The organism is Geobacillus sp. TFV-3 (assembly GCF_009901865.1).
Classification (GTDB): Bacteria; Bacillota; Bacilli; order Bacillales; family Anoxybacillaceae; genus Geobacillus; species Geobacillus thermoleovorans_A.
In genome coordinates this window covers 1,309,560-1,322,436 of the sequence record NZ_MPSP01000001.1, presented here as the reverse complement: position 1 = coordinate 1,322,436, position 12,877 = coordinate 1,309,560, and the positions used below count along the sequence as shown (strand labels likewise).

16 protein-coding genes are annotated in these 12,877 nt (G+C 53.2%); 1 reads left to right on the top strand and 15 read right to left on the bottom strand.

What is annotated here, in order from left to right; all coding sequences use genetic code 11:
- Nucleotides 1–16: 16 nt before the first annotated feature.
- The 7 genes from BJQ97_RS06740 to BJQ97_RS06710 form a co-directional block, all read right to left on the bottom strand.
- Nucleotides 17–739, bottom strand: a complete 723-nt coding sequence (locus BJQ97_RS06740) for a hypothetical protein (RefSeq protein WP_160155997.1) — start codon at nt 737–739, stop codon at nt 17–19.
- Nucleotides 740–756: 17 nt separating this feature from the next.
- Entirely contained in the window at nt 757–960 is a 204-nt protein-coding gene (locus BJQ97_RS06735) for a DUF2768 domain-containing protein (protein WP_160155996.1), read from the bottom strand.
- 180 nt (nt 961–1,140) lie between these two features.
- Nucleotides 1,141–2,175 (bottom strand): NAD(P)H-dependent glycerol-3-phosphate dehydrogenase, encoded by a 1,035-nt coding sequence (locus BJQ97_RS06730; RefSeq protein ID WP_160155995.1) that lies wholly within the window; start codon nt 2,173–2,175, stop codon nt 1,141–1,143.
- A gap of 95 nt (nt 2,176–2,270) precedes the next feature.
- On the bottom strand, nt 2,271–3,581 hold the full coding sequence (der, locus tag BJQ97_RS06725; protein WP_160155994.1) for a ribosome biogenesis GTPase Der: 1,311 nt from the start codon (nt 3,579–3,581) through the stop codon (nt 2,271–2,273).
- A gap of 209 nt (nt 3,582–3,790) precedes the next feature.
- Nucleotides 3,791–3,976 (bottom strand): capping complex subunit for YIEGIA, encoded by a 186-nt coding sequence (locus BJQ97_RS06720; RefSeq protein ID WP_160155993.1) that lies wholly within the window; start codon nt 3,974–3,976, stop codon nt 3,791–3,793.
- Nucleotides 3,966–4,868: a YIEGIA family protein gene (locus tag BJQ97_RS06715; RefSeq protein WP_160155992.1), complete on the bottom strand. Its 903-nt coding sequence runs from the start codon at nt 4,866–4,868 to the stop codon at nt 3,966–3,968. Before BJQ97_RS06715 ends, BJQ97_RS06720 begins: the two co-directional genes overlap by 11 nt.
- On the bottom strand, nt 4,865–5,464 hold the full coding sequence (locus BJQ97_RS06710; RefSeq protein ID WP_236567146.1) for a YphA family membrane protein: 600 nt from the start codon (nt 5,462–5,464) through the stop codon (nt 4,865–4,867). The genes BJQ97_RS06715 and BJQ97_RS06710 overlap by 4 nt, the downstream gene beginning before the upstream one ends.
- 114 nt (nt 5,465–5,578) lie before the next feature.
- On the opposite strand from BJQ97_RS06710, the gene BJQ97_RS06705 reads away from it, so the two are divergent.
- Nucleotides 5,579–5,713 carry a YpzI family protein gene (locus BJQ97_RS06705; protein ID WP_075261717.1) on the top strand — a complete coding sequence of 45 codons (135 nt, stop codon included), beginning with the start codon at nt 5,579–5,581 and terminating at the stop codon, nt 5,711–5,713.
- A 160-nt stretch (nt 5,714–5,873) separates the two neighbouring features.
- On the opposite strand, the gene rpsA is transcribed toward BJQ97_RS06705, so the two are convergent.
- From rpsA to prsW, 8 genes are all read right to left on the bottom strand, one after another.
- Nucleotides 5,874–7,037, bottom strand: a complete 1,164-nt coding sequence (gene rpsA, locus BJQ97_RS06700; RefSeq protein ID WP_160155990.1) for a 30S ribosomal protein S1 — start codon at nt 7,035–7,037, stop codon at nt 5,874–5,876.
- A gap of 179 nt (nt 7,038–7,216) precedes the next feature.
- Nucleotides 7,217–7,810, bottom strand: coding sequence for a lysophospholipid acyltransferase family protein (locus tag BJQ97_RS06695; protein WP_160155989.1), 594 nt, complete (start codon nt 7,808–7,810; stop codon nt 7,217–7,219).
- On the bottom strand, nt 7,807–8,481 hold the full coding sequence (gene cmk / locus BJQ97_RS06690; RefSeq protein ID WP_160155988.1) for a (d)CMP kinase: 675 nt from the start codon (nt 8,479–8,481) through the stop codon (nt 7,807–7,809). Before cmk ends, BJQ97_RS06695 begins: the two co-directional genes overlap by 4 nt.
- 98 nt (nt 8,482–8,579) lie before the next feature.
- Nucleotides 8,580–8,759: a YpfB family protein gene (locus BJQ97_RS06685; protein WP_013144879.1), complete on the bottom strand. Its 180-nt coding sequence runs from the start codon at nt 8,757–8,759 to the stop codon at nt 8,580–8,582.
- 52 nt (nt 8,760–8,811) lie between these two features.
- Nucleotides 8,812–9,480, bottom strand: coding sequence for a flagellar brake protein (locus BJQ97_RS06680; RefSeq protein ID WP_160157556.1), 669 nt, complete (start codon nt 9,478–9,480; stop codon nt 8,812–8,814).
- A 429-nt stretch (nt 9,481–9,909) separates the two neighbouring features.
- Complete coding sequence (ypeB, locus tag BJQ97_RS06675; protein ID WP_160155987.1) at nt 9,910–11,253, bottom strand: germination protein YpeB; 1,344 nt, start codon at nt 11,251–11,253, stop codon at nt 9,910–9,912.
- A 15-nt stretch (nt 11,254–11,268) separates the two neighbouring features.
- Nucleotides 11,269–12,072, bottom strand: a complete 804-nt coding sequence (sleB, locus tag BJQ97_RS06670; protein ID WP_160155986.1) for a spore cortex-lytic enzyme — start codon at nt 12,070–12,072, stop codon at nt 11,269–11,271.
- 90 nt (nt 12,073–12,162) lie between these two features.
- Nucleotides 12,163–12,840 (bottom strand): glutamic-type intramembrane protease PrsW, encoded by a 678-nt coding sequence (gene prsW, locus BJQ97_RS06665; protein ID WP_160155985.1) that lies wholly within the window; start codon nt 12,838–12,840, stop codon nt 12,163–12,165.
- Nucleotides 12,841–12,877: the final 37 nt, after the last annotated feature.

The window sequence follows — 12,877 nt, the reverse complement described above, 5'->3', positions numbered from 1 at the left end:
GAGAAGGGATGATGACTCATTTTGTGAAAAAAATCGGTTCATTCGTCTTGGCGTCGATCGTATAGGGCAGCGAATACGCCGGCACAAAGAGCGAATGGTCGGTCAAAATCGGGCGAATATCGTCACCCGGCTTGTATTGGTGCGGATATTTTTTCAACGCCGCATACAAATCAGAACGGTAGTCAATGTAAATTTCTCCATTCCCGTCGATGACAAACGGCAAGTTGTTGCCGGAAAACGGGCTGACGACATAAGGCGGCTCTTTATATCCGAGCTTTTTGTAATCGAGCGTAAATACGCCCGGCGCCACGACGTCCTGAAACGGCGGATATTTATGCTTGTCCGTGTACATGCTGAGCCGCAGCTTCAGATCGCGGATGCGTTCGGCTAAGCGCAGATCAAGCAGCTTGACCGTCGGGTTCGTTTCCGCATCGATGATCATATACTGGAAGACGCCCCCGCTTTCATAGGCGTTTCCCGGCGGCTCCTGCATATAGCGGGGAACGAGCTTTTGAAAATCAACCGGATACTTCAAATACATCGGCGTGTTCATGTCGCGTGTTTTAATCGGCAGAAGCCCGCCGGTCGCCCTCCGGTACTCCTCCACTGCCGATTGGACGGCCGCCACTTGGTCTTTGTAAGGAATTTGGTTTTGTTTCAGCCGCTCTTGTGGATACAAGCAGCCGGAAAGCAACGCCAAACATATACATGACAACAACAAGCGAGCGATTTGTTTCATCTTTCCCACCTTTTTGTCTATTGCGGTGTCGGTCCGCTGAATACGACGAAAATGATGATGATGCCGGCGAAAAGCAAAAGAATGTAGGCGACGAGCGCCAACAGGAAGCGAAGCCATTTCATCTTGACTTTGTAGCGGCTTAAGTAAATGAAGCCGACAGAAATAAACATAAACACCATTGAGGCGATGGCGATCCACATTTTCGCTAACGCCGGTGACATGGACGCTCCTCCTTTTTTCGACAACTATAATTATAGCATTGGCAAAAAAAAGCTGAAGTAAAGCGGGGCTTTCTTTACTTCAGCATCCCCCTCATACCCTTCCGGAAGCTCAAGCCGGTGATGGTTCGCCATATTGTATGCAGAACGAAGACGACTTGTACCGCCATTGGCCTATTTTCATCATTCTTGTTCGGCAAAAATGTTGTTTAAGTCATCCATTTCCTCTTTTTTTCCGCGCGCCATGAGCGAATCGACCGCCTCTTTCGGATCTTTTCCCGCAAACAATACGTCATAGAGAGCTTCAGTGATCGGCATCTTCACGCCAAGCTCTTTCGCCAGCTCATAGGCGGCTTTTGTCGTCCGAACCCCTTCGACGACCATCCCCATGCTCTCGAGCACCTCGTCCAGCTTTTTTCCTTGACCGAGCATGTATCCGGCCCGCCAGTTGCGGGAATGAACGCTCGTGCACGTGACGATCAAATCGCCGACTCCCGTCAAACCGGCAAACGTCAGCGGGTTGGCGCCGAGGGCGCAACCGAGGCGGGCGATCTCGGCGAGCCCCCTTGTAATAAGAGCGGCTTTGGCGTTATCCCCGTAGCCGAGCCCATCGCTGATGCCGGCGGCCAAGGCGATGATATTTTTCAGCGCCCCGCCGACTTCGACGCCGATTAAATCCGGGTTCGTATACACGCGAAAATAGTGATGGTTCATAAAGATGTCTTGAATGCGGCGCGCCGCTTCCATATTTGGCGACGATACCGCCACGGTCGTCGGGTGGCGGAGCACGACTTCCTCGGCATGGCTCGGCCCGGAGAGAACAACAACATCTGCAAGCCATTCCCCCATTTCTTCGGCGACCATTTCCGACACCCGCTTATGCGTTCCCGGTTCAATCCCTTTGCTGACAGCGACGACGGTGACCGGCGCCGCCAAGCAGGCGCGCACATCCGCAAGCACCGAGCGGATCGCTTTAGTCGGCACGGCGAGCACAACGATCGCCACGCCGTCAAGCGCAGCGCAAAGGTCGTCATAACCGATAATGGCGTCCGGCAGGCGAACGCCCGGCAAATACTTTTCATTCGTCCGCTTTTCGTTGATTTCGTTGATCTGCTCGGTCCGATGACCCCAGAGCCGGACGTAGTGCCCATTGTCAGCCAATACAAGCGCCAGCGCCGTTCCCCAGCTTCCAGCCCCCAATACAGCGATGTTCTCCATCGTTTTCCACTTCCTTTATCCGATTGTCGCAACGCCGCCTCTTCGTTCCTGTTCGTCCGACTTTCGCGGCGGTGAAACACTCGCCTCCGCTTTTCTTATTTCCGCGGGCGGGCGATGATTTTAATCGGCGTGCCTTCAAAGCCGAATGCATCGCGGATGCGGTTTTCCAAAAACCGTTCATATGAAAAATGCATCAGTTCCGGATCGTTGACAAACGCGACAAACGTCGGCGGTTTGACGGCAACTTGCGTCATGTAATAAACTTTGAGACGCCGTCCGTTATGCGTCGGCGTCGGATTCATCGCCACCGCATCCATGATGACTTCATTGAGCGCATTGGTCTGGACGCGCATCGCATGATTGTCGCTCACAAGCCGGACGAGCGGCAAGAGCTTATGCAGCCGCTGCTTCGTTTTCGCCGATACGAACAAAATCGGCGCATAGTCCAAAAACGGAAAATGGTCGCGAATCTTCCGCTCAAATTCGACCATCGTTTTGTCGTCCTTTTCGATCGCATCCCATTTATTGACGACAAGAATGACACCGCGACCTGCTTCATGCGCGTATCCGGCGATTTTTTTGTCCTGCTCGATGATTCCTTCCTCCGCGTTTAACACCACAAGCACGACGTCCGAGCGCTCAATGGCCCTTAACGCGCGCAAGACGCTATATTTTTCCGTGCTTTCGTAAATTTTTCCTCGCTTGCGCATCCCTGCCGTATCAATGATAACATATTTCTGCCCTTCGCGCACAAACGAGGTGTCGACGGCGTCCCTCGTCGTACCGGCGATGTCGCTGACGATGACCCGCTCCTCACCTAAAATGGCGTTGACAAGCGACGATTTGCCGACATTCGGCCGGCCAATGAGGCAAAACTTAATGACGTCTTCTTCATACTCTTGTCCACCGCCCTTTGGAAAATGACGGACAACAGCATCAAGCAAATCGCCAAGCCCTGTCCCATGAGCTCCGGAAATCGGATACGGCTCCCCAAAACCGAGAGCGTAAAAGTCGTAAATCAAATCACGCATTTCCGGATTGTCGATTTTGTTCACCGCGAGCACAACCGGCTTATTCGACCGGCGGAGCAGCTTGGCCACCTCTTCATCAGCCGCAGTCACACCGTCCCGGCCGTTCGTCATAAAGATGATGACATCTGCCTCATCGATGGCGATTTCCGCCTGCTGGCGAATTTGCACAAGCAGCGGCTCGTCGCCAATGTCAATGCCGCCGGTATCGATCAAATAAAACGAATGGTTCAGCCATTCAGCCCGGCTGTAAATGCGGTCGCGCGTCACTCCAGGCACGTCTTCGACGATGGAAATGCGTTCCCCGACAATGCGGTTGAAAATCGTCGATTTTCCTACATTTGGACGGCCGACAATGGCCACGACTGGATTTGCCATGCTACCACCCTTTATCTTCGTTTTCTCCTTGCCTTTGTCGCTGAAAAAAAACGCCCTTTTCGGAAGGGCATCGGTCCATCAACGCCAAGGGCACTTGACTGCGAGGCTGGGAAGGAAATGACTTTTTACCAAATCAAGCGCCTCTTTTCGTGATGAACCAGGGTAGGCTACAACTGCTTTATTTTATCAAAAAGCGAAACGCTCAACAACTAATGTTTGACGATAATAAGAAGCCCCTCCGCCACTTCATGGGCGATACCATCCAAAATCGCCTCTAAATTCGCGGCGATCTGTTCCATTTCCTCTTTTGTTTGGCAAATAAAGATGGGCGCGCCGCCGGCGACGCCCCCGCCGTTCATCGTAATGACGGCCAAAATCATTTTTTCATGCGTCATCGCCGCTCCCCCCTTTCCGCTTCCATCGACGTTTGCCCGGCATGCGGATGGCGCTCTCAAGCACCGGCACGTTTTCGATCACAGCCTTCGCCTTCTCGGCATCCTCGACTTGCGGCAAAATGAAAATGCCGACACGCCCGTCGTTCAAATCGCGCTTGGCGAGCGGCACGAGCGCTGGCGTTCCGGAGTCGCGGTAAATGCCGAGGGCGGTCGATACATCATGCAAAATCGCCTGCCGCTGCCCAAGATTGGCGATCGTCGTGCGAGCGTTGAAATTTTTCGGCGTTAAAATAAATCCCATCCCATAGCGCAAAATTTCTTCGCGCCGCGCCGGCAAGCCGATGTTCATGATATAGATGTTGTCAACATACAACCCTGCTCCTTCAAAACGCGGCTTGACATATTGGACGTCGGCAATGTCTTTCAGCCGGCTTCCGCTCATAAACCGCCGTGCCACCATAAGGCCGATGATGCTGGCGGCAAGCGCGGCCCAAATGTTCCATACTAAATAAAAGAGCGTCGATAAAAAGGAGACGAAAATGACTAAATAGTTCCGCCCTTCAAACACAATCGCGATGCCTTCGATGTATGTTTTTCCTCTCGGCACCAGCTCATACTGATCCAACTCGTTCAACGTATTGCGCTCCATATTGCGCACGTCGCGAAATTGTGAGGCGGCCAAGGCCAAAAACGTAATCGCTGCGAACTCTTTTTCCATAATCGCCGGCACGGCGACCGTGCCCAAGCCAGCAGCAATCGCTCCTAAGGCGATATGGATCGTCCGCCCATGCAAGTAGGTCGGATATTGCCGGTAATCGGTGCGCAATAAATACAGCCGCGTCAACACCCCAGCGGCAACACCGTATAAAATCGGAAACGTGTATTCGTTCACGGCTGCCTCGTCCTCCTTACAGGCCGTTTTTCCTCAAGCTGCAGCGAGAAGAAGCGGATCGATTCCCAAACGAGCAAAGATAATGCGCTAATGGCGAGCGCATCCAAAAAGGAAAACGACCCAAGCACATAACCCGGCGCCATGCGAAAGATGGACATGGCGTACACCACTTCCCCTTGACAGCCGCCGAGCGCCAGACAAAGAAGGCGGGCGGATATGCGGGGGTGGAACAGAATGCTGATCAAGGCCATCCACCAGCCAAGCATCCATTGGCCATCAAGCCAAATCCAGACCGGATCAAACAAGGCAAGCAGACGAAAAGCGGCATAGGCAAACGCCAAGCCGGACGCTGACAGCGCCATCCGCAGCCATCCGCATGGCCGCTGTGTGACCGCCACGTAACAGGAGGAGAAAAACAGCACAAAAAAGGACGCCGCGGCATGGAACGGGCCGACCTTCACTGTCCATGAAGCAAAGCTGATCATCAAAAGCGCAAAAGCGGCCAGTTGTGTCCGGTCAGCTCCCTTTTTCATCCAAAAGGTAGCAATAATCCACACAAACCAAAAAAATAAATAAAATAATGCTCCTTCCATCATTTCCACTCCCTATGATATTCATTATGCCAGCTTTTTTGGACGCTCATTCATGCATACAAAGCAGAGTACTTGGCCATAGTAAAAACGATCCTGCATAGAAAGGAGCGGAATGGAGTGGGAAAAGACCGCCAAGAAAAGAAGCTGAAACAGTCGCGGCGCGTCGAATCAGACCGCGATCAATCGCTCTCCTATAAAGGAGCGGCCCGGCTTGATACACCAGAAGAAGCGCGGGAACAGAATCGCCATTAAGAAAAAATGGTCCTTCTCTTTCTTGCAGCCGCCCTTGTCCCGATGCCATGAATCAAGCAAAAAAGAAAAAAGCTCCCTTCGTCCAGAATGGCAGAAGCCATCGGACAGAAAGGAGCTTTCGCTTTGTTTTGCCAGCTAGTTGATCTTGTGCAGCTCTACATTACTTTAATTTTTTCAGCTGCTCGCCAATCACTTCGCCGAGCTGAAAGCCGCGCGTTTCCGACGTTCTTGTGTATTGGCTGTAATCCTCGGCCGGTGCGGCCGCCTCTTCCTCAAGCAACGCGCGGATGCTGAGGGAAAGGCGGTGATCCGCTTCGTTGACGTCGAGCACTTTTGCCTTCACCACGTCGCCTTCTTTCAGCACTTCATGCGGCGAGCCGATGCGGCGGTTGGCGATTTGCGACACGTGCACCAATCCTTCGACGCCTGGGAAGACTTCCACAAACGCACCGAACGAAGCGAGCCGTTTCACCGTCCCGGTGACGACATCGCCCGGCTTCACTTTTTCGCTGAGGCCTTCCCATGGGCCCGGCAGCGCTTCTTTGATCGACAGCGACAGACGCCCGTTCTCCGGATCGACGGCCAACACTTTCACTTTCACTACATCGCCTTCTTTCACCACTTCCGACGGATGAGCGACGCGCGTATGGGAAAGCTGGGAAATATGTACAAGCCCGTCAAACCCGCCGACATCGACAAAGACGCCGAAATCAGCAATGCGGCGGACGACGCCATCCAACACTTGCCCCAGCTCAAGGCGGGAGAGCAGTTCTTTTTGCTGCCGCGCTTGTTCTTCCTCAACGACCGCCCGATGCGACAAAATGACGCGGTTTTTCTCGCGGTCAAGCTCGACGACTTTCACGGAGATCGTTTTTCCTTTATAATCGGAAAAATCTTCGACGTAATGCGGCTCGACAAGCGACGCCGGGATGAAGCCGCGCACGCCGACATCGGCGACAAGACCGCCTTTGACGATGTCTTTAATGACTGTTTCAAATGTTTCACCGCTTGCAAATTTGCGCTCAAGATCTTCCCAAGCCCGCTCGGCGTCCACCGCTCTTTTCGATAAAATGAGCAACCCTTCTTCCCCGTCTTTTCCTTCTTCTACTTTTTTGACTTTGGCCGTCACTTCATCGCCGACAGCGACGGCATCGCTCGGTTTTTCAATATGCAAGTTCGACAGCTCGCTGATCGGAATGATGCCGCTTTGCTTGCTGTTTTCCACCTCGACAAGCACTTGCTTGTCCTCAAGCTTCACCACTTTGCCGCGGACGATATCGCCCACTTCATACACATTGACTTGCACATTCATCTCTTCTGTCATCGCAAAAACCCTCCTTCATCGACTGACAACTGTCAAAAGCGCGCCTCGCGCCGAGGCCGCAGCCGGCTGTCGGCAAAATAAGGACGCTTTTCTAGTTAGTATACCATATTTTCTCAATCAACATGTACTATAATGCTCATTGAGGCGGCGGACGGGATGCCTCGAACCGCTTGTTCCTTTCATGCTCGCTGATGCTCTTCCAGCAGCCGGCGGATATGATCCATAATGTAATCGGCCGCTTCTTCTGGGCTCGCTTTCCGCGCGCGCAGCGGCGCCATATCGATCGGCGCTCCGTACACGACCTTAAGCGGCGCAAACAGACGATACGGGCCGACAATGGCGCACGGGACAACGGCGGCATCGGTGCGCAAAGCGAAAAAGCCGACGCCGGGCAACGCCTTTTTCAACCGACCGTCTTTGCTGCGCGTCCCTTCCGGAAAAATGCCAAGCACTTCGCCTTGCTTCAGCACCTCAAGCCCCATGCGCAACGCCTGGCGGTCGTTCATGCCGCGCTTGACTGGAAAGGCATGCAAGTTTTTGACGAGCGTTTTCACGACCGGAGCGCGAAACAGCTCTTCTTTCGCCATAAACCGAATCGGGCGCGGCGCCGTAATGCCGATGACCGGCGGATCTAGGTTGCTGATATGGTTGGCGCAAAGAAGCACGCCGCCTTCCTTTGGAAATTGTTCAATCCCGATCGTTTGAATGCGGTAAAAAGGGGTGAGCACTCCCTTGACGATCCCCTTGGCGAATGAATAAAAGTCCACCGTCATCCAATCCTTTCGTTGACAATCTCCATAATTCGCTCCACCACTTCCTCAACTGACAGCGATGTCGTGTCGATTTCCACCGCATCCGGCGCCTTGCGAAGCGGGGCTGTCTCTCGTTCCGAATCGAGCTGGTCACGGCGGGCGATCTCTTCTTTCAGTTTTTCGAGATCGGATGGAAAGCCGCGTGCGAGATTTTCCTCATGCCGGCGCCGCGCTCGCTCCTCGACCGAAGCTTTCAGGAAAATTTTAACTTCGGCATTCGGCAACACATGCGTCCCGATATCGCGCCCGTCCATGACGACGCCTCCCCCTTCCGCCAAGGCGCGCTGGCGGGCGACCATCTCCTCGCGTACAAGCGGATGCTTCGCGACAAGCGACACCGCATTCGTCACCGCCTCGCCGCGGATGATGTCGGTCACATCGTCGCCGTTGACTAGGACGATTTGCCCATGTGGCGACGGTTTCAACTCAATCGATGTATCGCGAAGCAACGACAGGAGCGCCTGCTCATCATGGATGTCGACGCCGCATACAAGCGCCCGATACGTCAGCGCGCGGTACATGGCGCCGGTATCGATGTATACGTAGGAAAGCCGCCTAGCGATCCGTTTGGCGACCGTGCTTTTCCCCGCCGCGGCGGGGCCATCGATCGCAATGCTGATTCGTCGTTTCATCATTTCCTCCTGCTTTACCCAAAATCGCTTAATGAGTGCACAAAGAAAAATGCAGGAAAACCCTGCATGTCTCTATGTTCATTGTACCATATTCGCCGTCAACGGTCGACGGCCGTTTCGACTGTTTTTGTTTTTTCCGGTTTGGCTACCCCCTCGTATTCGTACACCTTGCCGATATACAAGGGCGCTTTCGTGTACAACACAAGCCATTGGGCGATCAACAGACAAATCGTCTGGATGACGACAAGCTTCCACAACAGCTGTTCGATCCGTTTCATGACGCAGGCCCCCTAGTTCCCATTTTTTCTAGCAGTATTCCACGTGCCCAGCTCATTTATTCTGTTCGTTCTCCCATTTTCTCTCCTCAAGCTGCCGTTCAAAGCTGTAGCGAATGAGCCGGACGCGGTCTTGAGGGGCGAGGTCTGTGAACTCCACCGACATTTTCGCCATGCCGCGCTCGTCATCAGCGATGCGCACAATTGACGCCTTCGTTTGCACGTAATGATATTCGCCGGAGCGCATCGCCAACACGAGCCAAAGCTCGACCGCCATGCCGGGGCGAAGAAGCGGAGCGTGCGCCGGCGGCACAAGGAGGGCGGCGCCGCCGGCGCTGATATCCACCGTCATCGTCACAAACGGGGCGAACTCGCTGTCAGACGGATGGACGGCCGCATCGACATTTGCTTTCACCCGCACATAGCGGCGGCGCTGGATGCGCACGACATATTCCTCACCCGGGTAAGCCAAGACGACCATCGGCAACGGATCGCGGATTTTCCCCTTCACTTCCGTATCAAACATGTATAAACCTCCGTCTTGCCCGACAAAAGTCGCTTTAAACTGCATCCCGTTCAACAAATAAACGGTTTTTCCACTCTGTTCATCGATCGGATAGCTGATATGAACCGCCCCGTCAGCAACGGCGAGCACTTTGCTTCGGTATTGCCGCGCTGAGCCGTCCGACGGCTCAAGCCGGATCGAATCTCCGATTCTGATCATCATGTTTCCTTTTCCCCTTTTCTGTCAGCTGCCGAACCAGCGATCGTTTCGCTGACGCGCATGATATCCCATGACGATTATACCATACCCCCGGCTGCCTTTGATTAAGAAAAGCGCAAAGCGCCCGCCTATCGGCGAAGATCGCACAAGCCCCACCGAGGAGGCTGTCGCCGCCGCAGTGTGGGGCGGAGCGACTCGAGCCGATGGCGCTTGGAGCTATATAGGTTGTAATAAAAAATTTCCTAACTCCATGTCCCGTCTTTATCACCTGACAAGCTGGCACGGTGACAAGAAGAGTGAATAATGCCATGTAAAACAAAATTTCAACTTATATAGACAGCTCTCTGCCCAATTGCAAAATTTTATACTTTCCTAATCTTTACAAAAAAAGAGGAAAAGCCGACAATCGCAGCTTTTCCTCCCTTGTCTTCATCTGTAATTGGGCTCCACGCTTTCGAGCTTCTCGACTTTTTCTTCAAGGCCGGTTGCGGCGTTAATGAACAGTTGATATGTTTCATCGCCAAGCGTTCCTAAAAACTCATAGCAAAGCACCGGTTTTTGCAAATCGTTCATAATGACCGCCTGGCGCTCTTCCATCACTTTCAAATGCGGGTTTAACTTTTTCTTCGCCGCCTCGACGGTGAGCGTCGGTTTGGGCAACGGACGCGGAATGGACGATGACAAATAGTCGCGCGCCGTAAAACCGACGACATGGCCGTTATCAAGCGCCACTTTCATTTGGATCGCTTCCGGGTAAATGCGGACGCCGTTTTCGTTTTTGACAAACGTCAGCATGGCGACATTATCGTATTGCATGCTGTCGTACAACTCAAAGCCGGTGAACTTGTGCCGTTTCAAAAACGCCATTCCGCGGTTCGCCGCTTCATGCAAGCCCATGTTCGGCTTGCCGACCGGCCGGCTGTTTAACGCCCAAATCGGATACCCGCCGTTTTTCGTCACATCCATATAAATTTCGCCTTTTGTTTTCGGATCGTGAATCGTCAAACTATAAAACCGTTCGCCCGCCCCTTTGCCGCTTTCCGTCACCTTGATGTTTTCTGTTCCCTTTAATCCAAGAAACTCGCGGGCGGTCCGTTTGGCTTCCGCTTTGGAAATGGGGCGCCCTTTCGCGCGGACAAAGCCTTTTTCCTCATTGGCGAGACCGATGAACGACGGGCCGAACTCGGACGAACTTGAGAATGTATCAACATTTTTCTCCACGGCTTTTAAGCCATCAATAATGATGTTGTCGCCTTTCTCGTCGTTCGTCGCCAGCGCCAGTTCGACGTCCATCCAGCGCAAATTATTTTCCAGCACTAAATGCTGCACGTTGCGCAATTCTTGGCGGATCGCACCGGCGCTTTTGTACAGCGCCTCGAGCGTCTTGTGCTCTTCTTCGGTCAACGGTTCTTTTTCCAAATCGCGCACGGCCGTCCGGTAGCTGAACTCGCCGATTTTCGATAAAAACTCTTGCGTCTTGTTAAACGGCAAAAGCGACAGCGGCAATTGGCCGACATCGGAATGAGCTTCAGACGCGATTTTCCACACTTCGGCGAGCGCCGGCGACAATGAGGCGTGCGAATTCATCGCCAGCGTCGCTCCAAGCTTGTCATGCAGCAAATCGATCTGGTAGGCCAAATCGTGGAACGCGCGCTGGTAATTGTTTTCTGCATGAATTAAGATCGCGTTTTTTTCCTGATGCTCGCGGTAGCCCCAGTAACCCGTGCCGACGCCAGCGACGACAAGCGCTGCAATCAGTAAGTATCGCACCATCTCGTCTCCCTCCTTTTATTTGCAAAAAATATGGTTTCCAATCCGCTTGATTTGCGGGCGACTCCAAATCCATGAACTCGTCGCCGTGGCCGGGTTGAAGTAGTAAATCGCTCCCCCGGTCGGGTCCCAGCCGTTGATCGCATCCAGCACCGCTTTTTTTGCTGTTTCGTTCGGCGTCAGCCAAATTTGCCCATCGGCGACCGCGGTGAATGCACCAGGCTGAAAAATGACTCCAGCGACTGTATCGGGGAATGACGGATGCTCGAGCCGATTTAAAATCACGGCAGCCACAGCGACTTGTCCGATGTACGGCTCCCCGCGCGCTTCCCCGTAAACGGCGTTCGCCATCAGCCGAATATCGTTTTGGGAAAACCCTTTCGGCACGTTCGACGCCGTCGTTTTCGAAGCCCGCACTGAACCCGCTGAACCGCCGCCGCGTTTTTTCACCTGCTGGCTGAGCGGAATGCCGCCGTAATGGGTGAAATCGTTTCCTTGGCGGATTTGCTCTTTCACAAACTGCTCGTAATATTTTGAAGCGTTCACAAGCTTCCGTTTCGTCTCCGATCCGGCTAGTCCATCGACCGGCAAGCCGTATTCGTATTGGAAATTGCGCAGCGCCCAATACGTTCGCCAGCCAAACACGCCGTCAATTTTGCCGTTGTAAAACCCAAGGTATTGCAGCCGCGCCTGCAGTTCAATGACATCATCGCCAACTGCTCCGCGCTGAATCACTTGCGGGGAAAACGCGGAAGCATGGTCTGATGGGGACATGCATGTCCAAACAGCCAATGCGATGAATAGAACCCATTTCCTTGCCATATGTGACCCTCCCGTCAACACTCACCGTTTTTACCCCTATTTTCCTTCCGTTTCCCTTTTTTATGCAAAAAAAGAAAAAAGCCAAAGCTTTTACGCTTGGCTTTTCACAGGCGGCACCGCTTGAGGGCGGGCGTATCCTTTCGCTTGTTTTATTTTGCGCAACGCCGCCCACCATAAGGCGAGCATAAACAACCCCATGTAATAGCCCCATCGCTCTTTGGCAAGCAGCAGCCAGTCATAGACGCCATGAAGGAAAAACGGCAGCAAAAACGACACCCATAAATAATAGCGGCGCTTTTTTGCGGCAAACTTCGCCTTGCCGAAATAAAACCCCATGATGACAGAAAAAAGCGCATGGCTGGACACCGGCAAAAGCGCCCGGGCGATGGCCGTCTCCACCCCGTTGGCCAATAAGTACAAAATGTTTTCCAGCGTCGCGAACCCAAGCGAGACGCTGGCGCTGTACACAATGCCGTCATACGGCTCATCAAATTCGTCGTGGTCATATACAAAAAAATAAACGACAAACCATTTGACAAATTCCTCAAGGAGCGCAGCAGAAAGAAACGCCTCGACTGCCGGCGACACGGCGATCCCTTCTGCCGCCAGCACGTATTGGATGAACATGATCGGAAACACAAGCAAGACGCCGAACAAAAACATGCGCAACACAAACGAAAGCGGCTCAGCCTCATACTCGTCCTTTAAATAAAAATAACTAAGCAGCGCCAACCCGGGAGCGACGCCGGCGGAAATCAACGAAAACATCCTCGATCCCCGTTTCTTTGGCATTTTTAACTTCATC